The sequence below is a fragment of the Myxococcus xanthus genome, assembly GCF_006402735.1.
Classification (GTDB): domain Bacteria; phylum Myxococcota; class Myxococcia; order Myxococcales; family Myxococcaceae; genus Myxococcus; species Myxococcus xanthus_A.
The window spans coordinates 9275727-9296077 of sequence record NZ_CP017174.1 but is presented as its reverse complement, the minus strand read 5'-3'; the positions used below and the strand labels follow the sequence as shown (position 1 = coordinate 9296077).

The 20351-nt window shown below is 68.3% G+C and carries 12 protein-coding genes; 8 read left to right on the top strand and 4 right to left on the bottom strand.

Going from position 1 to position 20351, the window contains the following annotated elements; genetic code table 11:
- Nucleotides 1-4: 4 nt before the first annotated feature.
- Nucleotides 5-784, bottom strand: coding sequence for an alpha/beta fold hydrolase (locus BHS09_RS38375; RefSeq protein WP_140800555.1), 780 nt, complete (start codon nucleotides 782-784; stop codon nucleotides 5-7).
- A complete protein-coding gene (locus BHS09_RS38370) occupies nucleotides 781-2043 on the bottom strand; it encodes a multidrug effflux MFS transporter (protein ID WP_140800554.1) in 1263 nt (420 codons plus the stop codon). Before BHS09_RS38370 ends, BHS09_RS38375 begins: the two co-directional genes overlap by 4 nt.
- Nucleotides 2044-2798: 755 nt before the next feature.
- Here BHS09_RS38370 and mnmG point away from each other — a divergent pair.
- The 8 genes from mnmG to BHS09_RS38325 all read left to right on the top strand — a co-directional run bounded on the left by mnmG (nucleotide 2799) and on the right by BHS09_RS38325 (nucleotide 17860).
- Complete coding sequence (gene mnmG / locus BHS09_RS38365; protein WP_140800553.1) at nucleotides 2799-4646, top strand: tRNA uridine-5-carboxymethylaminomethyl(34) synthesis enzyme MnmG; 1848 nt, start codon at nucleotides 2799-2801, stop codon at nucleotides 4644-4646.
- Nucleotides 4647-4744: 98 nt separating this feature from the next.
- Nucleotides 4745-5398 (top strand): 16S rRNA (guanine(527)-N(7))-methyltransferase RsmG, encoded by a 654-nt coding sequence (gene rsmG, locus BHS09_RS38360; protein WP_140800552.1) that lies wholly within the window; start codon nucleotides 4745-4747, stop codon nucleotides 5396-5398.
- A gap of 180 nt (nucleotides 5399-5578) precedes the next feature.
- Nucleotides 5579-6235, top strand: a complete 657-nt coding sequence (locus BHS09_RS38355) for a hypothetical protein (RefSeq protein WP_237080090.1) — start codon at nucleotides 5579-5581, stop codon at nucleotides 6233-6235.
- A gap of 8413 nt (nucleotides 6236-14648) precedes the next feature.
- Entirely contained in the window at nucleotides 14649-15440 is a 792-nt protein-coding gene (locus BHS09_RS38345; protein ID WP_140796256.1) for a ParA family protein, read from the top strand.
- A gap of 25 nt (nucleotides 15441-15465) precedes the next feature.
- Nucleotides 15466-16356: a ParB/RepB/Spo0J family partition protein gene (locus BHS09_RS38340; protein ID WP_140796255.1), complete on the top strand. Its 891-nt coding sequence runs from the start codon at nucleotides 15466-15468 to the stop codon at nucleotides 16354-16356.
- 3 nt (nucleotides 16357-16359) lie between these two features.
- Nucleotides 16360-16812, top strand: a complete 453-nt coding sequence (gene bacM / locus BHS09_RS38335) for a bactofilin BacM (RefSeq protein ID WP_140796254.1) — start codon at nucleotides 16360-16362, stop codon at nucleotides 16810-16812.
- 2 nt (nucleotides 16813-16814) lie between these two features.
- Nucleotides 16815-17360 carry a hypothetical protein gene (locus tag BHS09_RS38330; protein WP_140800550.1) on the top strand — a complete coding sequence of 182 codons (546 nt, stop codon included), beginning with the start codon at nucleotides 16815-16817 and terminating at the stop codon, nucleotides 17358-17360.
- Between the two features lie 299 nt (nucleotides 17361-17659).
- Entirely contained in the window at nucleotides 17660-17860 is a 201-nt protein-coding gene (locus BHS09_RS38325; RefSeq protein WP_140796252.1) for a hypothetical protein, read from the top strand.
- A 66-nt stretch (nucleotides 17861-17926) separates the two neighbouring features.
- Here BHS09_RS38325 and egtD read toward each other — a convergent pair whose 3' ends face one another.
- Nucleotides 17927-18952, bottom strand: coding sequence for an L-histidine N(alpha)-methyltransferase (gene egtD / locus BHS09_RS38320; RefSeq protein ID WP_140800549.1), 1026 nt, complete (start codon nucleotides 18950-18952; stop codon nucleotides 17927-17929).
- Nucleotides 18953-18961: 9 nt separating this feature from the next.
- Nucleotides 18962-20305 carry an ergothioneine biosynthesis protein EgtB gene (gene egtB, locus BHS09_RS38315; protein WP_174260627.1) on the bottom strand — a complete coding sequence of 448 codons (1344 nt, stop codon included), beginning with the start codon at nucleotides 20303-20305 and terminating at the stop codon, nucleotides 18962-18964.
- Between the last annotated feature and the right edge of the window lie 46 nt (nucleotides 20306-20351).

Below are 20351 nucleotides of genomic sequence, written 5' to 3'. Positions count from 1 at the left end.
TCCTTCAACGCGGCGCCAGTGTGGCGAGGAATGCATCCAGCGCGGCGTTGAAGCGCTCCGGTGCATCCATCATCAGCCAATGGCTGACACCTGAGAACACGGTGTGCGGCGTGCCCGGGTACAGGAGGTGGTAGGCATTGGGCTGGATGAAGGCATCCACGACGAGCGTGTGGAGGGGGCCCTTGTAGCGTTCCAGCACACGGTCCGAATTGAACGTGAGCATGCTCTCCAGCGCGCCGACCACCACCTCGCGCGGCGTGGCATGCAGCCAGCGCATCACCGACTCGTGCGTGTGTGGCTTCGCGTTCTGGAGGATGGGCGTGAACCATGCGTCCATGAAGGCGCGGTAGGACTCGGGACGTGTGCCTTCGTGGAAGCCTTGGAGCTGTTCGGGCGGAAGCGGTGGCATCGTCCCCGCGGCATCCACGATGACGAGCCCGGCGAGCCGTTCGGGCCAGCCACGGGCGTACTCCGCCGCGACGTAGCCGCCGAAGCTGTGGCCCACCAGGACGAAGCGCTCCAGGTCCAGGGCCGTGGCCACCGCGTGGATGTCATTGGCCATGTCCTCGGCGCCGTAGCGGCCCTGGGCGTCGAGCTCCGAGTCGCCCATGCCACGCAGGTCGAACGACACGGAGCGCTGTTTCAGGTGTGCTTGCTGTGCGGCCCATTGCTCACGACGGGAGGCGTTGCTGTGGACGAAGACGACGGGGAGGCCACCACTGCCAGTGTCGGTGACTGCGAGCTGGCCCGTGGGTCCCTGGACGGTGCGCGAGGTGGAAGTCATGGCGCGGAGGACGATGACACGATTCGTGGCCCGTGCGTTTGGGCACCCTCCCCTGCCCCCTGCTGGCGCGTGCGTGCCCGGAGCCCGAAGAACGCGGCGAGCCACGCAAGCAGTGCCATGGCGGCCATGACACCGGCCATGGGCATCGCGGTGCCATTGTTGAACGTGCTCACGGCCCACGATGCGCCGGCCGCCGCGGTGAACTGGAGCGCGCCCAGCGCGGCCGACGCCATGCCCGCGCGCGCGGCATGCCGCTCCAGTGCAATCGCAGCCGCGTTGGGTCCCACCAGGCCCATGGCCGACACGAAGAAGAACAGCGTGACGGCGATGCCCCACAGGCCCATGAAGCCGGTCCACGCCACCGCCAGCACGGCCACCGCCGTGACGACGCACAGGCTCAATGCCAGACGCAGCAGCCGGTGCAGCGGCAGGTGTGTCACCAGCTTGCGGTTGAGCTGCGCCACCGCAATCAACCCCATCGCATTGACGCCGAAGAACCAGCCGAAGTGCTCCTCCGGAATGCCATACAGCGAGATGAACACGAATGGCGAGCCCGCGATGTACGCGAACATGCCCGCCTGCGCGAAGCCTCCGGCCAGTGCGGGGCCCACGAAGTCCGGGTCCTTCATCAATGCGCCCATCCGGGAGAGCATCGACTGCGAACCCACGTGCGGGGGCGCCGTCTCCGGCAGCGACTTCAGCACGCAGGCCAGCGCCACAGCGCCTACCGCCGCCAGCACCACGAAGATGGCCCGCCATCCCGAATACTGGAGCACCAGTCCGCCCAGCAGCGGCGCGAGGATGGGCGCCACGCCCATGACCAGCATCAGCCGCGACATCGTCCGCGCGGCGTTGGCGCCGGACCACAAGTCGCGCACCACGGCGCGTGGAACGACCAATGCCACCGAGCCACCGAGCGCCTGCACGAAGCGCATGGCCACCAGCATGGAAGCCGACGGTGCCAGCGCGCAGCCGAGCGAGCCCAGGATGTACAGCGCCAGGCCCGCGTAGAGCGGACGCGTGCGCCCGAAGCGGTCGATGAGCGGGCCCGTGAAGAGCTGGCCCAGCGCCAGTCCCGCGAAGCACGACGCGAGCGTGAGCTGGATGGCGGGCGCGGTGGATTGCAGGTCCTCCGCGATGCGCGGCAGCGCCGGCAGATACATGTCGATGGAGAGCGGTGCGAACGCGGTCAGCGTTCCCAGCAGCAGCTCGAGGCCGAGTGTGCCCTTCTCAGTGGACTTGGTCGAAGGCGTGGTCATGGACTCCCTGGGCCGATGGCCGAGCCCCGGCGAATAACCGGCTCCCCGGCTCCGCACCGTGAATGTGCCGCGCGCCCAGAAGCACGATTGCTGGAAGGGAACGCCATGGCTGTACACACCACCGGCGAGCAGCCTCGTAGGCCGCCATCGGCATGTCAGACCCCCGGGTTATTCCTTTTCCCGTCGCGCACACGAAGGTGTCGGGCCCTGGCGGCCCGAGCTTGATTTCGCCACTGCGCCCTCACCGCACGGAGCGAGTCCACCCATCCGTGTACGCGACACCCGATTCCCCCGCGCGCGGCGGAGAGGTGACGCCGCGCGCGGGGGAGAAGCGCGGTGCCCTGGCCATGGGGGTCGGGGGCCGCGCCAGCGTGGGGCGGGCCTTCGGGTCCGTTGAGCGGGGAGGTGCCGTCAACCCGGGGGGGCGGGCGGCGCCATTCCTTTCTCACCACGCGACGATTTGGTTTTTTGCCGCCCGGGACGGGGGGCGCGGTCCGGCTCGAAAGCCGGGCCCGACCTTCCGCCAGGTGGCCGGTGCGCGCGAGGCAGACAGCGCCTCATCCCCTCCCACTGCCTGCCTCGCGCGCTTCCGTAAATTCTCGAACGAGGGCAGGGCAGGGCGCTCGCTCCATCGGGTGCCCTGCCTCTCTCGGGGGCCTTTGCTTGCCAAGGGCCCGGGTTGGGCGCCATACGAAGGCGCGAAACGGCGGCGGGGCAGGTCAGCCTGCCCGTGTCGCCCGCGACCTTCGTGAGACATGGGACTCCGGTACGACGTCATCGTGGTGGGGCTGGGCCATGCGGGCAGTGAGGCGGCGCTCGCCTGCGCGCGGATGGGATTGGCCACGTTGGGCCTGACGCTGAAGCGCGAGCGCTCGGCGGTGTTGAGCTGCAACCCGGCGGTGGGTGGCACGGCCAAGGGCCATCTGGTGCGAGAGCTGGATGCGCTCGGCGGAGAGATGGGGCGCGCGGCCGACAAGGTGGGCACGCACTTCAAGACGCTGAACGCCTCCAAGGGGCCCGCGGTGCAGGCCTCGCGCCTGCTGTGTGACCGGGATGCCTACGCGGCCGGCATGCAGGCGGTGCTCTTCTCTCAGCCGAACCTCACGGTGCGCGAGGGCGAAGTCGCAGCGCTGGTGGCTGGCGGAGGCCGGGTGGAAGGCGTGGTGCTGGGGGACGGCACGCAGGTGTCCGCCTCCGCGGTGCTGCTCACCACGGGCACCTTCCTCCAGGCGCTGATGCACGTGGGCGAGCAGAAGGAAGTCGGCGGCCGTCTGGGTGACGACGCGGCGCGCGGGCTGTCGGAGTCGCTGCGCGCGCTGGGCTTCACCCTGGGCCGCTTCAAGACGGGCACGCCGGCGCGGCTGGCGCGCGCGAGCATCGACTGGGACGCGCTGGAGCCGCAGCCGGGGGACACCCGCGTGCGGCCTTTCTCCTGGCGCACCCAGGTGGAAGGGGAGGGCGGGATGCCGTTTCCCCGTCAGCCCTCGGTGACGTGCGCGCTCACGGCGACGACGCCGCGCACGCACGCGGTGCTGCGCGACAACCTGCACCGTTCGCCGCTGTTCCAGGGGGACATCGTCGGCCGGGGGCCGCGCTACTGCCCGTCACTGGAGGACAAGGTGGTGCGCTTCGCCTCGCGCGAGAAGCACCAGGTGTTCCTGGAGCCGGAGGGGCCCACGTCGCCGCTGGTGTACCCGGCGGGCCTGTCCACGAGCCTGCCGGCGGACGTGCAGCTCACCTTCCTGCGCACCATTCCGGGCCTGGAGCAGGTGGAGGTGGTCCGCTTCGGCTACGCGGTGGAGTACGACTACGCGCCGCCCACACAGCTCAAGGCCACGCTGGAGACGAAGGCCATTGTCGGCCTGTACTTCGCGGGGCAGCTCAACGGCACCTCGGGCTACGAGGAGGCCGCCTTCCAGGGCCTGTGGGCCGGCATCAACGCGGCGCTCCAGATGAAGGGCGAGCCGCCGCTCCTGCCGGGCCGCGACGAGGCCCACGGCGCGGTGCTGGTGGATGACCTGGTGACCAAGGGCGTGGAGGAGCCGTTCCGCATGTTCACCAGCCGCTCCGAGCACCGGCTGAAGCTGCGCGAGGGCAACGCGGACCTGCGGCTGGCCCGTCACGGGCACCGGGTGGGGCTGCTGCCGCGCGAGGCCCTGGAGCGAGCGGAGGCGCGAGGCCGCGCGGTGACGGAGGAGGTGGCGCGGCTGAAGCGCACCGGGCTGGCGGCGCGGCTGCGGCGGCCGGAGGTGACATACGCGCAGTTGGGCGAAGGCCGCGAGGACTGGCCGGTGCTGTCACCCGACGTCGCCGAGGAGGTGGAGGTCGAGGTGAAGTACGAGGGCTATGTGGCCCAGGCCGCGAGGGCCGCGGCGCGCGAGGCCGAGTCCACGGACCGGTGGCGGATTCCGGAGGGCTACCGTTTCCATGAGGTGCGGGGGCTGAGTTCGGAGGCGGTGGAGAAGCTGACCGCGCATCGTCCGGGGACGGTGGGGCAGGCTCGCCGGATTCCGGGGCTGACGCCCGCCGCGGTGTCGCTGCTGCTGGTGGCGCTCAAGCGCGGAGCAGGGGCGCCCACAGTCTGCTCGCAGCCCGAGGACTGATCAAATAAGGGGCTGTGGACAACGTGTGGGAAACTTTAGGCCTTGCAGTCTCCTGAATGATTCCAGTGGGTTGCAGGTAGGTTTGACGCGGAGGGCTTGTGGATAACGCGCGGTTCGAGGATCAGCTCGCGGCGGGGTGCCGGGCGCTGGGAGTGACGGTGGCGGCGGACCTGGGGCCGCGGCTCCAGCGGTTGATGAGCGAGCTGCTCAAGTGGAACGCGAAGGTGAACCTCACGGCGATTACGGCGCCGGAGGAGGTGCTGGAGAAGCACTTCCTGGATTCGCTCGCGGTGTTGCCGGAGGTGACGGGCGCGGCGACGTTGCTCGACTTGGGTGCGGGCGCGGGCTTCCCGGGTCTGCCATTGAAGCTCGCGCTGCCGGCGCTGGGCGTCACGCTGGTGGACACGGTGGGCAAGAAGGTCGCGTTCATCAAGGCCGCGGCGGCGAGCCTGGGTTTGCAAGGAGTGCGCGGTCTGCACGCGCGTGCGGAAGGCCAGCCGGAGACGGAAGGGATTCCGCGCGCCGAGGTGCTGATTGCGCGCGCCTTCATGGACCTGCCGGATTGGCTCGCGCTGGCGCCCGCGTACGTCGAGCCGGGCGGGCGCGTGGTGGCGATGCTCGGCAAGGCGCAGACGGACGCGGAGCTGGCGGCGCGCGCGGCGGAGCGGCAACTGCGCGTCGTGTCCGCGCGGGCGTACCGGCTGCCGTTCTCCGGCGCCGAGCGCCAGGTGGCGGTGTTCGCCAAGGAGTAGGGGAGGGGAGTGCCGCCGTGCGCGCCGGCCCGTGGGTGATTCCGGGCAGCGTGACACGGCGGTGTTTCCTCCCGAGGATGCACGGCGCTGCTGAGTGACTTCAGCGGCGCGCATCCCACCGGGAGGGAAGGGTGGCGCGAGCCGGTGGCCTCGTTAGGTTTCACGGCGGAGGTGCCACGCATGAAGCCGCTTCCGACGGACCGTCCTCGCGTCTGGTTGTTCGAGCGTCATGCTCACGCCGTCACGTTGAAGGCCTCGCGCTCCAGCTTCGAGCGCCAGTGGGGCCCGCCACATCTCGTGGTGACTCGCGATGAGGGTCGCTTCCTGGAGGCGCACTGGGGTTGGCGCAGCGAGTGTGGGCTCGAGTTGGTGGTCGTCTCGCTGCGAGAGGCCGACCGGTTCCATGTCTTCATCGAGCCCTTGGAAGTCGACCACGCCATGGCCCACCTGGGGTTGAAGGACGAGGTCGTGGAATGGAGAGCGGACGCGGGGCTCCCGCTCCCGCGTGAAGGCTGGGCAGTCACGCGCATGGATGAGACGGGCAATCGCTACGACGTCGCGCTGTCGCCCGAGCGCGCGCATGTGGCGTGCTTCGCGCGCATCCTCGAAGAGCGTGCGCACAAGCAGTCGTATTACGTCGAGTTCCGCGGCACGCCGGCCCCTGGGGAACCCGCGCGAAAGGACTGGGCCGTCATCCGTCAGGATGAGCACGGCAATCGCGCGGAGGTGGCTCGGCTTCAGAGTGAGCAGGGTGCTCACGCATTCGCTGATGCCTACGAGGCGGACCCACGGCCCAAACAGACGTACTTCGTGGAGCCTGTTGCTCCGCGTTCCTGAACTGTTTCCGCGGGCGCGTGGTGGGCGTGTCGAACTGGATGCGCGCACCTCGCGCCCCGCGTTGGCGTTGAACCGCCGATGACGAATGGGGCAGCGCGCGCTTGCTCACAACGACGCGGGCGCATCATTCGTGCGTCCGTGGTGGCGGCGAGCGTTGCTGTATCGCGACAGTCGCCTCCACGGGCAGGTCCAAGCAGCGAGCAGGCGCCGTGTCGTAACAAGCGCGACTCCGTGCACCTCCACGAGCGTGCCTGCTGATGTGTCCAGCAACTCGCGACGGCAGCTGAGCCGACGCGGATTCCCCACGACTGACTGCCCGACTTGATGCGGATGACTCCAGCGGCGCTAGCAGGGGAGGGGACGCGGCCCTGCCTGGTGCACGTCCTTGTTCACAGTGGCTCGGAAGCAAGGCCGGCAATCGAAGCTGCAAGTCGATCGCTCGGTGCAGGGGGCGAGCGGTTGGATGGTGAAGCGCCACGCTCGGTGCATGACCTTGCTCGCAGCGACTTGAGCGCATCGTTGGAAGTCTGCGCTGCACGTTGGTCGCTGCATGAAGGGCGACGGGCGGTTGGTTGATGCACCACCACGGCCGCGTCACTGTTCATCGAGGTGCATGTCGAGGCGCGGGCTGTTGATGGAGCGCTGCGTGGGCTCGGTCGGCTCACTTCTCTTGAGCAGGCAGGACAACGCTCGTGCCGTCGGATGCACGGAGTCCGTGTGCCAGTGGAGCTGCTTGCCTGGCTGCGGGCTGAGAGCCGCCCGCATCTGATTTCCGTAACGGCGCTTCGCAGTCCGACGTGAGTCACTGCTCCGCGAGCGGTGGTGGATGCGCGCGCGAGGCTGCGTTCTCAACATGGGTCTGCAGTGCGCTGCCTCCTAGGGCGAGCTTGTTCGAAGGCGATGTCCGTGAAGAGAGGCCGAGCTGAAGGCCACGCTGACCGGACAGCCGGGCCAGCGCCTGGTCGGCGTGCATGCGACGAGCGGGTCGACTTCATCGCACGGAAGAGGCTCACGTCCTTGATGCTGCCAGCGGGCATGCCGTCATCCTGAACGCTGCATCCGTGCTCCTGGCATTGGGACAGTCTGCGCATCGGGCGCGAGCGAACGTCGCGACACGGTGCCTCGTGGGGAACTTGATGCAAGTCGGGATGGGGTGACGACGACGTGCATCCTCGCCGCGGTTTCGTGCACACGGGGCTACGCGTCCGTCCTGTGCGGAGCGGTCTGTCTCCGTGAGGCTTCGAGGCTTCGGATGGATGAAGGTGCATCGCATGTCCGTCTCGGCGATGCCGTCTCGTTGGGGCGCGAAGTCTCCCCGGCTGCGCTCAGTTGAAGGCTGGATTGAGGTCACGAGGACACCCGGGATGGAGCTTCGCGTTCGGCTACTTCGTGCGCGGTGCTGCTTAGGGCTTCATGGTGGTCATGAGCCCGCACGCCACCAGTGGGTTCGGTGGGTGCCGTGGCTCGCCTTCTTGTGGTCCTTCAAGTCCGGCTGCGTGTGGGTGGCTGACTGCGCTGCTCGCGGGCAGCAGCGGTGACCGAGTTCGCGGATTCATGCTCGCGACGCGCGGCACGGTCCCAGTTCAGGCCGTGATGGTGCTCGTGACACGAGTGCCTGGCTTGGACCCAGGTGTTGGCGTGGTGCGCGCGACAACCCATTGGGGACGTAGCGAAGGCAGCCGGGGACAGTGGTTCTTCATCGGCTGAACCGATGGGCCTCGTTCCACGTGGAGCAGGGGAGGGGAGCATCCGTTACGGCACCACTTGCGCATCTCGCCATGGCTCCGCGAGCGAGCAGCACCTTTCGCTCAAGCACATGTGAACGGCGATGCGTGATGGCCGCGCCACTTCTCGCGAGGGCGCTCATCCGGCGCGCGTTCATCGGGCTCGTGCTTCAAGCGGACCGTGGTGGCACTGGTCTCGACATGGAAGCGCTCCGTGAGTCGCGATGCGCAAGCGGTCGCATCGACATCAGGGGCGCGTGCCTGTTCCGGACAAACCTCACGTTGATGGGAGTGGGCTTCGAGCATGGCTTCGCGGCGGTTACGCGCGGCGCCCGACCGGCGCGCCGGACTGGATGGCCCGCGGAGGCGATGACCGGAGCGATGTGGATGCGAGCACGGCTTGTGACGGGTGGATGCCGTTCGCTCACGCGACTGGCCCAGGGCCCGTTCCACGTGGAACGGGACGCTCGGCATGCTCATGCGTCGTGGTGGAGGAGCGCGGCGGGTCGCGGGTGTTGCGCAGGCGCCATCCGCGTTGAGCGTGGGCATCTCATGGACACGTCATCACGGAGAACTGGCGGCGCCAGTGCGCATGCCCGGGACATCGCGTGGTCCAGGGGGACGGAGCGTGGTGACGGGCGTCAGTTGTTCGCGGGCTCAGCCAGCGTCCCCCGCGTGCGCACGTCTTCGCGGTGAACGGCATCGGCTGACCTCGTCTTCGACCTGGCGCTCGTTCCGCGTGGAACATGGAGCGCATCACCTCAGAAGGCGGTCGTCATCTGTTCGCGTGCTCACCTGGGTTTCCGCATCACGCGGAGCGCGGGAGCTGCGAGCACGCGGCTTCGATGAGCGCTCATCCACCTTGGTCGGGCAGTTCCACGTGGAACAGGAAGGTGGAAGCGCGGGCCGTCGTGGTGACCGGAGTGGCTTGCTCATGCGCGGTGCCACCGTCGTTCCCCGTTGAGCAAGAAGGCGCGAACTCATGGTCGCGTCGGACGGATGCGACCTGCTCATGCGCGGGCCCTTTGCTGTTCCACGTGGAACGTGGAGGAGGGGAGTGCGACGAGCCATGTCGAACGCATGCAACGCGCTGCTCGTCACTCCATCGTGCTCCGTGAAGAAGGAAGGAGCGAGTGCATGGCCGCGTTGGACGAACGCGGTCGGCTCATGCGCGTGCCCTCACCGCTCCACATGGAGCAGGAAGAAGGGACGCGCGGGTGGCCGCGCTGAACGGGTGTGACTCGCTCATGCGCGATGCCTGTCGTGGTGCCACGTCGAACAGGAAGGCGCGTGATGCGTGGTCCCGCTGAGCGTGTGCGGCTCGCTCATGCGCGATGCCTCTCGCGGTTCCACGTGGAACAAGGGAGGGCAAAACCGCGTGGTGGCGCTGAACGAGTGGGCTCGTTCATGCGGTATGGCAGCCGCGGTTCCATGCGGAGCAGGAAGAGGCGTTGGTGCGCGCTTGCGCGAAGCGGGTGCGGCTTGCACATGCCTCATGCCTTCTGTGGTTCCACGTGGAACAGGGAGACGGCACACGCGCAGGGCCGTGCTGAACGAGTGGGGCTCGTTCATGCGCGAGGGCCTCCGCGGTTCCATGCGGAGCAGGAAGAGGCGTTGGTGCGTGGCCGCGCTGAACGGGTGTGGCTCGCACACGCGCGATGCCCATCGCCGTTCACGTGGTGCGGGAGGTGCGAGAAAGCAGAGCGGTCTGCTGCATGCGCAGTTCATATGCCTGACCGTTCCACGTGGAACAGCGAGACGGCCTGGACTCATCGACTTGGGCACATCGTTGGGATGAGCGAACGCTGGAGGTCCCGGCGCGGAGCCCGTTGCTCGTTCCACGTGGAACACGGAGGCCATGGGTGAGCGGCCGAAATGCGCGAGGCGGCGTGAACACGCGCGGCGCTCGCTACCCGTTCCACGTGGAACATGGAGCGCCGCACCTGATGGTGCGCGAGCGCCTGCTTCCTCGCGTGTTCAGCTCACGGCGTGTTCCACGTGGAACGCCGGAGCGATGGGCAGGTTGGCGTGTTGGGCGCGTTTGGCTTGCTCAAGTGCGTGCTCGGTTCCACGTGGAACACGCGGACGACATGGGCGTGCCCGGCATGATGGTTGAGCGTGCTCGCGTGCCCTGCTTCGAACCGTTCCACGTGGAACGCGGGTGGCCGCATGGGCACGCCAACACGGCGGTTGGGCGTAGCCCTGCTCATGACCGCGCCTCATCGCGTGTTCCACGTGGAACGTGGACGAGGCTTCATCGAAGCGGCTGGAGCCGCGTGGTTCGCGGCTTCTTGGGCTTCCAGTTCATGGATGCGTTGGCCGCCGTGCACATGTGAGACGCACGCTGCTTGTTCCACGTGGAACGTGAACACGGCGTGGGCTCGAACTCTGCGCCATGGAGGAGCTTGGGCATGAGGCGGGTCTGGTGGCTTGTTCCACGTGGAACTCGGTGACCCACCATCCCTGGAACTGGCCCGCGCCGATGAGCAGCGGCCATCGCCTTGCTTCACCTTCTAGATGGAACGGCCTGCGCACCTCTTCAACAAGGTCCGCCGTGGTGGCGTCCCAGCGAGTTCGCGAACGCGTGTTCCACGTGGAACGAAGAAGCGGCGCATCAGGTGCTTCTTCGCGGTGGTTGGAGCCGCCGTTCGGCATGCGCACTTCGCGGGGTCGGCGATGGTGGTGGTGGGCGCCTGCGCACCGCATCGATTCGCGCATGCGTTCCGCTTGGTGTGAGTTCCTGGCGCTTGGCGAAGAGGATGCGCGCGCTGACGCGTGCACTTCAGCGAAGTGGGTCGGCGCGACTGCTCATGGGCGGGTTGCTCAGTGCCTGTTCCACGTGGAACGCCGAACGGGTTGGTGGCGGGCGCGAGCACCGCGCAGAAGAGTCCGCTGACGGCTCCGCATCCAGGACCGTGAGGCGCTCACTTCTCATGGTGCGGTGAGCGCACCGTCGTGTGTCACGGAAAGGTGGTCACAAGAGGGCCTTTGCCCATCCGCCACCCAGCGCCTGTTCCACGTGGAACGCCTGAAGAGCTTCGCGATGCATGGATGCACAGGATGGGTGCGCCACTTGCCGGCCAGTGTCGTTGGCTCGATGCACGCGCTCCATGTGGAGCGTCCGTGTGCGGTGCGGAGCCAAACACCCAGGCCGCTCGGTGCACATGCTGATGGAGATTCCTGAGCAGCGTCGGTCGTGCGTTGTGCGGGCTCCATCCCGGCGCTCCGCGCTGAAGTGGCCACGCGCTCTTCGACATCTGTGCTCAACGCGGGGCGTTCCCCGTGGAGCGCGTTGAACGTCGGAGTGGTGCTGCCGCCGCGTTGCTGCGTCCCCGCGAAGGCCGCTTGGTTCGCGCGAGGGGCGGTGAGCTTCAGGTGGAGCAGGCAGTGAGGACGGCGATGGCGCGGATGGCCGCATCGGCGCAAGCGGATGTCTTCCTGTACACGGGTGCGCTGCGAGCCCAAGTGAAGCAGGTGGTGCGGACTGGAAATGGCTGAGACTGCCGCGTCGGTACGAACGCAGGCCATTTCATGCCCGGGTGAGTGGCGAGTCCAAGTGGAGCAGGTGGTGCGGACTGACGGTGGCTCGGATGGTCGCGTCGGCACGAGCGCAGGTCGCCTCATGCGCGGACGAGCTGCGAGTTCACTTGGCGCGGTTGGTTCAGACAGGCGGTAGCTGCACTGCCGCATTCGACTCGACCAGGTGCCGCCTCGTTCCCGCGCGGATGCGCCGCGATGGCGGTGTGGAAAATGGGGCGAGGACTGACGGCGACGCGGACTGCCGTATCGGGACGACCGCATGTCGCCGGGTGTCCGCGTGGATGCGGTGCGAGACCCAGTGGAGCTTGGGGGCTTACGGGAGACAGCTCGAACTGCCGCATCGGCACAGCCGCACGCTGTCCTGACGTGATGGTCACCAGGTGCGAGTCCGTACGGAACGAGCGGCGACGATGGACAGTGGCTTGAACTGCCGCATCGGCACGGCCGCGTACCATCTGGAACGCATTCGCAATGAGGTGCGAGTGCGAGGGGATGGAGCTAGCTGCGGGGATGGGCAGTGGTTCGGACCGTCGCATCGGCACACCTGCATGTCGTCCGAACTCATGCGTAACGAGGCACGAGGCTCGCGCGGATGGAGCAGGCGGTGAGAAGTAGTGGTGGGGTGGATGGACCGCGGCGTCGGCATGGCCGCGTGGCGTTCTGAAACCATGGTCATGTGACGCGCGTTCGGCGGGGAGCAGTCGACGCGGAGTCGCGGGGGCAGCGCAGGTGCTTGCCGTCCGGAATCCATGCTCACCGAAGCGTGAAGGCGCGGGACGCAGTCGGCGAGGCATGGCGGCAACTCAGCCTGCGGCGTCCGTAGGGCCGCAGGTCGCTCGGAACGAATGAACACCAAGACACGAGTTCCGTGCGGCGCAGCCGGTGAGGCCCGGCGGCAATTCGCACCGTGACGTCAGCCCGGCCACATGCTGTCCGAAGCCCATGCTCGCCGAGGCGTGAATGGCGCGTGATGCGGCCCGCGAGGACTGGAGCCGATGCAGACCGCGACGTCAGCCCGGCCGCATCGCATGCCGTCCGGAGTTCGTGCTCACCGAGATGCAAGGTCCGTGTGGCGCAGATGGCAGGGACAGGCGGCAACTCAGACTGCGACACCGGTACGTCGACACTCCTTCCTGAGTTCCTGCTCACCGAGGCGCGAGTTCCGTGTGGAGCAAATGGCGAGTACGGACTGCCCTCGTGCTGCTGCATCGGTACGTCTGCAGGTTGGCGGGCGCCCCCGGCTCAGCGAGGTGCGAGCCCCATGCGGAGTAGTCGGCGTGGACGAGCAGCAGTTCGGGCCACGTCATCGGCACGGTCGCATGTCGCCATGAAGCTCTGGCTCAAGGCAGAACCGGGCTCAATGTGACCGCGGAGAAGCTGCGGCCTACCCCACCTGAGCCCGCTCAACGGTGCGCTATCCGGTCCCTGTTCCTGATGGGAAGTCATGGCACCTCGGTTGAGGCATCGATGTGACGGCATGCCGCCTCGCGATTCGTGTGGCCCTCAGTGGGCGTGGAGCTTCCGGTGATGCCACCGGACGCAGAACCTCATCGATGCGACGTCTGGCGCTGCGTACCCATGTCAAGCGGCCCGCCTCCGGCACACTTGGAGGGCTCGAAACGAACTCGCCGTGGTTGGCGAAGTCCGATGGAGTTCCTCGCCTGCCGTCATCGGATGCGTGGCCCTGATGAACATCCCCGCGGGGAAAACCTCGTGCTGGTGTGAGTCGCCATCCGCATCGCCGTTCGTCGCGGCATGCTTCGCGCGACCGCTGTCCGTCCCGAGTGGTGAGTCCGCTGAGCTGGGCCGGTAAGTGGACTGACCTCGTCGATGTGCTGCCTGCGGTCGTTGGCCGAAGCGAGGGGGATGGGTCCTCGCCTGGAGTTCGCTTCGAACCACGTGACCGGGTCAGACGCGCCGCGCGCGATTCCAAGAGGGTAGGGCCTCGCGGTGGGAATCCTCGGCAAGGGAGAACCGATGTGCGTGGCCATGTGGTCCGCCGGCGGCGAGGCTCTTGCGGATGGCTGACGTTGAGGCCCATGTGAACGCACCATCGCCGCGCGCAGGACTCCGTCGCCCGTTCCACGCGGAACATGGAGGACACGTGTCAGCGTCACTCGAGCCGGTGGCTCATTGACGCTCGCAGGTTGCACTCGGCAAGGCCTGGGCCGCTTCAACGCGCGTTGCTTCATGGGGTGACGGCATGGCTCAACTGCGCGGCATGGGGCGCTTCCAGTCGCGTGCGCGAGTTTGCTGCACTGCCCCGAATGAGGCGGTGCATCGGTTGCGCCACGAAGATGTGCAGAGCAAAGCCGGTCGGATGCGGAACCATTGGGCCCAACACTGCCAATGGCACCGCGTCGTGCCCGAGGACGGCCCACCACCGATAGCGTGTGATGCGCTGAAGCAATCAGCGCGTGTCTTTCGCGCGCCAACCGGCAACCCCGACCGCGGCCTCACGCGGGCATCGTGCGAAACGCACCCGCTGCCCACGACAACGTCACCGCGTGAGGACAGAACCCACGGATGCCCGTGGCCCGAAACGCGCGGCTGCATCCACGTTCAGGGAACCCAGAAGCCCAGCCTCGCGCACGAACGCGACGCACGTTCATGGGCTCCGCTCGGAAGTTCATCGCCGCCGACCCCCTGAAAACTGGTTCAAAGGTCCGCGAACCCCGCAAACGGATCCGCCGCGTTCTATTCCACGAGGGCTTCCTTCCCGCCTGCTCGCTCGCTGCGCAGCCGTGGGGTTCCACGAGAAACGCGCCGTCTCCAGCCTGGGGGCGCCGTGGCCACGGCCGGGCGGAACAGGTGCCGCCCCGTGAGGGCCCCCACGGACCAGCGCCACGGCCGCATCATTATATAGGGGGCTGACACCGGCCCTCCGTGGCCCCGTTCGACTGGCACCCCGGTGCACCGCCTCCTTATATAAGGAGGCACCCCCGGCCAGCCTCCAGGCCTCTTCCGGGCACCCGCCACCGGACTCCAGGTCCGCGCAACCCCCCGTGAAGAGAGCAGGGAAGCAAGGCTCGCCGTGAATTTGATCCGATACCAAACCGCGTGCTAGCAGCGTGGATCAGCGCGCAACCGTGCACTGCATCACGCGCGGGGCCCTGGCCAACGGCCGGGGAGAGAGAGGATGGGCCACCGTGGGTCGTATCATCTGCATCTCCAACCAGAAGGGCGGCGTCGGGAAGACCACCACCGCCATCAACCTCGCCGCGAGCCTGGCCTCCGCGGAGCGCCGCACGCTGCTGGTGGACATGGACCCGCAGGGCAACGCGGGCAGTGGTCTGGGCATCAAGCAGGACAACATCACCGGCACCATCTACGAAGCGCTGCTCAATGACCGGCCCATCAAGGAGCTGCTCCACCCCACGGAGCTGCGCTACCTCCAGGTGGTGCCCGCCACGCCGGACCTCACCGGCGCCGAGGTCGAGCTGGTCAACCAGGACAACCGCGAGTTCCGCCTCCGCGATGCCCTGCGCCCGCTGGCCCCCGAATACGACTACATCATCATCGACTGTCCGCCGTCGCTCGGCCTGCTGACGCTCAACGCGCTGGCCGCCGCGGACTCCGTCCTCATCCCGCTCCAGTGCGAGTACTACGCGCTCGAGGGGCTCTCCCAGCTGACCCACACCATCGACCTGGTGAAGCAGGGCCTCAACCCGGACCTGAAGATGGAGGGCATCCTCCTCACCATGTTCGACTCGCGGGCCAACATCGCCCACCAGGTCGTCGAAGAGGTGCGCGGGTACTTCAAGAAGCAGGTGTTCGAGGTCATCGTGCCGCGCAACGTGCGCCTGTCCGAGTGCCCCTCCTTCGGAAAGCCCATCATCCTGTACGACATCAAGTCGAAGGGTTGTGAGAGCTACCTCGCGCTGGGCCGCGAGCTGATGAAGCGGGACACCCCCAAGAGCCCTCGCAGGCGCGTGGCTTGAGCCGCGCCCTGGCTGGAGTCACGACGTGGTGAAAGCAGACATGCAGAAGCGGGCCCTGGGGCGCGGGCTGTCCGCCCTCATCCCCCAGGCGGGCGCCACCTCTTCCGGCAAGGGCGAGCAGGCCCCGAAGGCCGGCGTCCTCAAGCTCCCCATCGAGTCCATCCACCGCGACAAGGACCAGCCGCGCACCTACTTCGACGAGGAGAAGCTCAAGGAGCTCTCCGACTCCATCAAGGCGCAGGGGGTGCTCCAGCCCATCCTCGTCCGCAAGGACGGTGACGGCTACCGCATCATCGCGGGCGAGCGCCGCTGGCGCGCGTCCCAGGCCGCCGGCCTCAAGGAAGTGCCCGCCATCGTCCGTGACGTGACGGAGGTCCAGGCCTTCGAGCTGGCGCTGGTGGAGAACCTCCAGCGCGCGGACCTGAACCCCATCGAAGAGGCGGAGGGCTACAAGCGCCTGGTGGAGGAGTTCAAGCTCACGCAAGAGCAGGTCAGCGCGCGCGTGGGCAAGGAGCGCTCCACGGTGGCCAACGCACTGCGCCTGCTGGCGCTGCCCGCGGACGTCAAGGGCATGGTGGCGGACGGCTCGCTCAGCATGGGCCATGCGCGCGCGCTGCTCGGCGTGCCCCGGCTGCCCGAACTGCAGAACCTGGCCAAGCAAGTCGCGGACAAGAAGCTCTCCGTGCGTGACACGGAGCGGCTGGTCCAGCAGAGTCGCACCAGCGGGAAGAAGGACGCGGGCAAGGCGGCACCGAAGCAGAGCCCGCAGGTGAAGTCACTGGTGGAGGAGCTTCAGCGGCGACTGGGTACCAAGGTCCGGCTCACCGAACGAAGCCCCGGAAAGGGCACCATCGAGGTGGACTTCTTCTCGTACGATGACCTCGACCGGCTCTTGAAGCTTCTCAGGAAGGAGTAGGACGTGGCGCTCCTTGGCGGGAAAAAAGACGAAGCATCCAGCAAGCCTCTGTTCAGGCGGGAGGAGGAATCCGTGTCGCAGCGTTCTGGTGAGGTCCACACGCTCCTGGGCAAGGGGAGCGAGTTCGAAGGGAAGCTGACCTTCGAAGGGCAGGTCCGTATCGACGGCAAGTTCCAGGGGCAGATCATCACCAAGGACGTGCTCGTCATTGGGGATGGCGCCAAGGTCCAGGCCGAAATCCAGGCTGGCACCGTCATCATCAACGGCCAGGTCGAAGGCAACGTGAAGGCGACGCAGATCATCGAGCTCAAGACGCCCGGCCGCGTGAAGGGCAACCTCGAGACGCCGTCGCTGTCCATGGACCGCGGGGTCATCTTCGAGGGCTCGCTGAAGATGGAGAACCTGGGCACCGCTGGCGCCCGTCCGCCTCCGCCTCCGGGTGGCGAGAAGAAGTAGGCGTGCGTTCCTGGAAGCACATGGCGCCAGCTTCACTGCTGGCGTTCACCCTCCTGGGCGGCTGCAAGGGCTGTGGCCAGGAGGATGCTGCTTCCGGCACCGGAGAGGATGACGGCCGTCCGTCCTCCATCCGCTCCGGTGTGAAGGTGCCGCTGCCGGACGGCTGGTCCGCGCTGGTGGCGCCGGATGAGAGCTTCCAGGCGGGCCCGCCCGGCCGGCCCGTGTTGCGGGTGGACCTGCGGCGCGGGGACGGCGAGCAGCTGCCCTCCGTGGACACCCTGGCCGACCGCGTCCGCGAGGAGCTGAAGGACTTCGAGCTCTCGCTGGACCAGGAAGAAGAGACGGAGCGCTACTCGCTGCTGCGCATCACCCTGGCGCCCAAGCTGGCGGATGGGGGCGTGGGCCCGGAAGCCCCTGGCTTCTTCGGCGCGCGGCGCGTGGGCAACGACTTGTTCCTCTGTGCCAGCCTGCCGGGCGCGTCCGCCGAGGATGTGCTGCGTGCCACCGAGGCCTGCCGCGAAATCCAGGTCCAGGGCTCGCTGCCGTAGCGAGCAGCACCGCGCGTCCAAGGCAATCACACGTCGAGGCAGGTGGGAGTGTCACCTCCTGGCGGAGTTGATGCAGGCGAGCGGGCATCCGTTACCGCCTCGTGAACATCCGGCGCGGCTCGGGTGTCCCAACGTTATGCATTTCAGGGTGCACTTCCGTGCACGCCACGCCGACATTGACGCTCAGGGACTTCCCCTGGCCGTCACGAATCTTTAACCTCACCCTCCCGGACTGCGTTGGGTGCTCGCCTCGGACCCATCCAGGACCTCCACGCAGTGCCCTCGCAAGGAGTCCCCGCATGTCGTTCTCCGGAATGCTCCCCCTCCAGCTCGCCACCGTGGACATCGCACCCGTCGGAGAGCAGCTGATCGCCGTGGGCGGCCTCGTGGTCGCCGGGCTGGGGGCGCTATGGGCCGCCTGGACGCGGCCGTCCGCGCAGCCGGTGCCGGTGCCCATTCCCGTGCGTGGCGGCTCGTCGCGCCGCAACCCGCGCCGCTGAAGTACGGCGAAGGGCGCGAAGGCGGGGTGAGTCCCCGCCCCGCGCCCCTGAAAGCAGCACCTGGCCTCAGCGCTTGAAGGCCAGGGAGAGGGCGAAGTCGCCCGCGGCGTCCGTCCACCACTCGGCCAGCGTGAGTCCCGCGGCCGACAGCTCGGATGCCACCTGCTGCTGGTGGAACTTGCAGCTCACCTCCGTGCGCAGCACCTCCCCTTCGGTGAAGTCCACCTGCTTGCGCAGCGTGGACAGCCACACCGTCTGCGCGCGCCGGGACACCAGGCGCATCTCAATCCAGGCGTTCTTCTCGTCGAAGGGCGCGAAGTGCTCGAAGGCGTCCGGGTCGAAGTCCCCGCCCAGTTCGCGGTTGAGCACCTTGAGCACGTTGCGGTTGAACGCGGCCGTCACGCCCGCGCTGTCGTTGTAGGCGGCGTACAGCCGCTCGCGGTCCTTGATGAGGTCGGTGCCCAGGAGCAGCCCGTCTCCCGGCTGCAGCCCGGCGGAGAGCTGCCTCAGGAAGAGCGCGCGCTGCGCCGGCTTCAGGTTGCCGATGGTGCCGCCCAGAAAGGCCACGAGCCGCCGGCCGCCGTTGGGGAGCTGGCCCAGGTGGCGCTCGAAGTCGCCCACCACGGCGTGCACGGTGATGCCCGGGTACTCGCGCGCCAGGCCCGACGCCGCGCGCCGCAGGAAGGCCTCGCTCACGTCGAAGGGGACGAAGCGCGCCAGCCGGCCCGCCTCCTCCAGCGCGTCCAGGAGCAGGCGCGTCTTCTCGCTGGTGCCGCTGCCCAGCTCGATGAGCGTGTCCGCGCCGCTCAAGCGGGCGATGTCACCGGCATGGGCCAGCAGGATTTCCCGCTCGCGCCGCGTCGGGTAGTACTCCGGCAGCCGGGTGATGTCGTCGAAGAGCTGGCTGCCGCGCTCGTCGTAGAGCCACTTGGGAGATAGCTCCTTGGGCGTGCCGCACAGTCCCTGGAGCGCTTCTTCCCGCAGGGCGCGCTTCGCGTCGCCCGGCTTCACGTAAACGTCCACCTGGACTCCCGGCGTGTGCTGCGCGTCTTCACCCGGAGTCGCCACCGTCGGTACCGTCGTCACCCGCATCGCCTCACCTCACCTCGCGTTCCGTGCACAGCGGAAGCCGGCGAAAATCTGCCGGCGGTTGGGGAAGTCCCAATTGCGAAAGCCGTTGCGCACCGCGACCGGTGCGCTGGCCCACGCGCCTCCTCGGAGAACCTTGTAGGACTCGCCGAAGAACACCTCGGAGTACTCGGGGTACGGGAAGGCGCTGAAGCCCGCGTACGGGCGGAAGTCGCTCGCGGTCCATTCCCACACGTCGCCCAGCAGTCCCCAGACGCCGTCCTGGCTGACGCCTCGCGGATGGCTGCCCACGGGCGCCGGGCCCCACGTGCCTCCGTCCAGGTTGGCGTGGGCCCGGGTGGGCGGCGTGTCGCCCCAGGGGTACTCGCGGGGGCGGCCGTCACTGCCGCGCGCGGCCTTCTCCCACTCGGCCTCGGTGGGCAGCCGCTTGCCGGCCCAGCGCGCGTAGGCGTCCGCCTCGTACCAGCACACGTGCTGCACCGGTTCGTCCTTGGGCAGCGGCTCCACCTGGCCAAAGCGCCGCCGCAGCCAGGTGTGGTTGCCCTGGGGAAGCCAGAAGCCCGGGGACTTCAGCCCCGCTGCCTGGACGGCCTCCCAGCCCTTGGGGTCCCACCAGCGCGGGTCCTCGTAGCCACCCGCCTCCACGAAGACGAGGTAGTCGCCGTTGGTGACGGGGTGCGCGTCCATCAGGAACGGAGCGACGTACTGGGAGAACGCGGGCCGCTCGTTGTCGTAGGCCCACGGCGACGTGCTGCCCAGCCGCACCTCGCCGCCGGGGATGAAGACCTCTGCCTGAGGCACGGCGCCGGGCCGGGGCCGCGGGCGCGCCGAGGGCACGTGGTACTCCGGCGACGTCATCAGTTGCAGCGTGGCGGCCAGCGTCTCCGCGTGCTGCTGTTCGTGCTGCGCCACCATGCCGAAGACGTAGCCGCCCACCAGCAGCGGCGCGGTGCTGTCCTCGGGCAGCCGGTGCAGGTGCTCGCGCACCGCCTCACGCACGCGCCGCGCGTAGGCGAAGGCGGCCTCGGGCGGCAGCAGCGGCAGCTCGGCGCGCGTGGAGCGCGGGTGCCGGAAGGCGTCATAGATGGCGTCGAACGCCGGCTCGGTGATAGCCGGCGCCCCCAGCGCCCGGAGCAGCCACTGCTCCTCATAGTTGGCCACGTGCGCCACGTCCCAGATGAGCGGCGACATGAGCGGCGAATGCTGACGGCGCAGCTCGTCCTCGGGCAGCCCGCCGAGCATCGCCAGCACGCGCGCGCGCGCCGTCTCCAGCTCGGTCCAGGCACGGGACTTCCAGGGTGGATGGGCCCCGCCTTCCTCTCGCGGGTGACTCCGTTCCTCGGCCATTTGGAACATCACCCGTCCAAGGTAGGGAGGCGTCCGGCGCGGAGGTAAGCCCCCG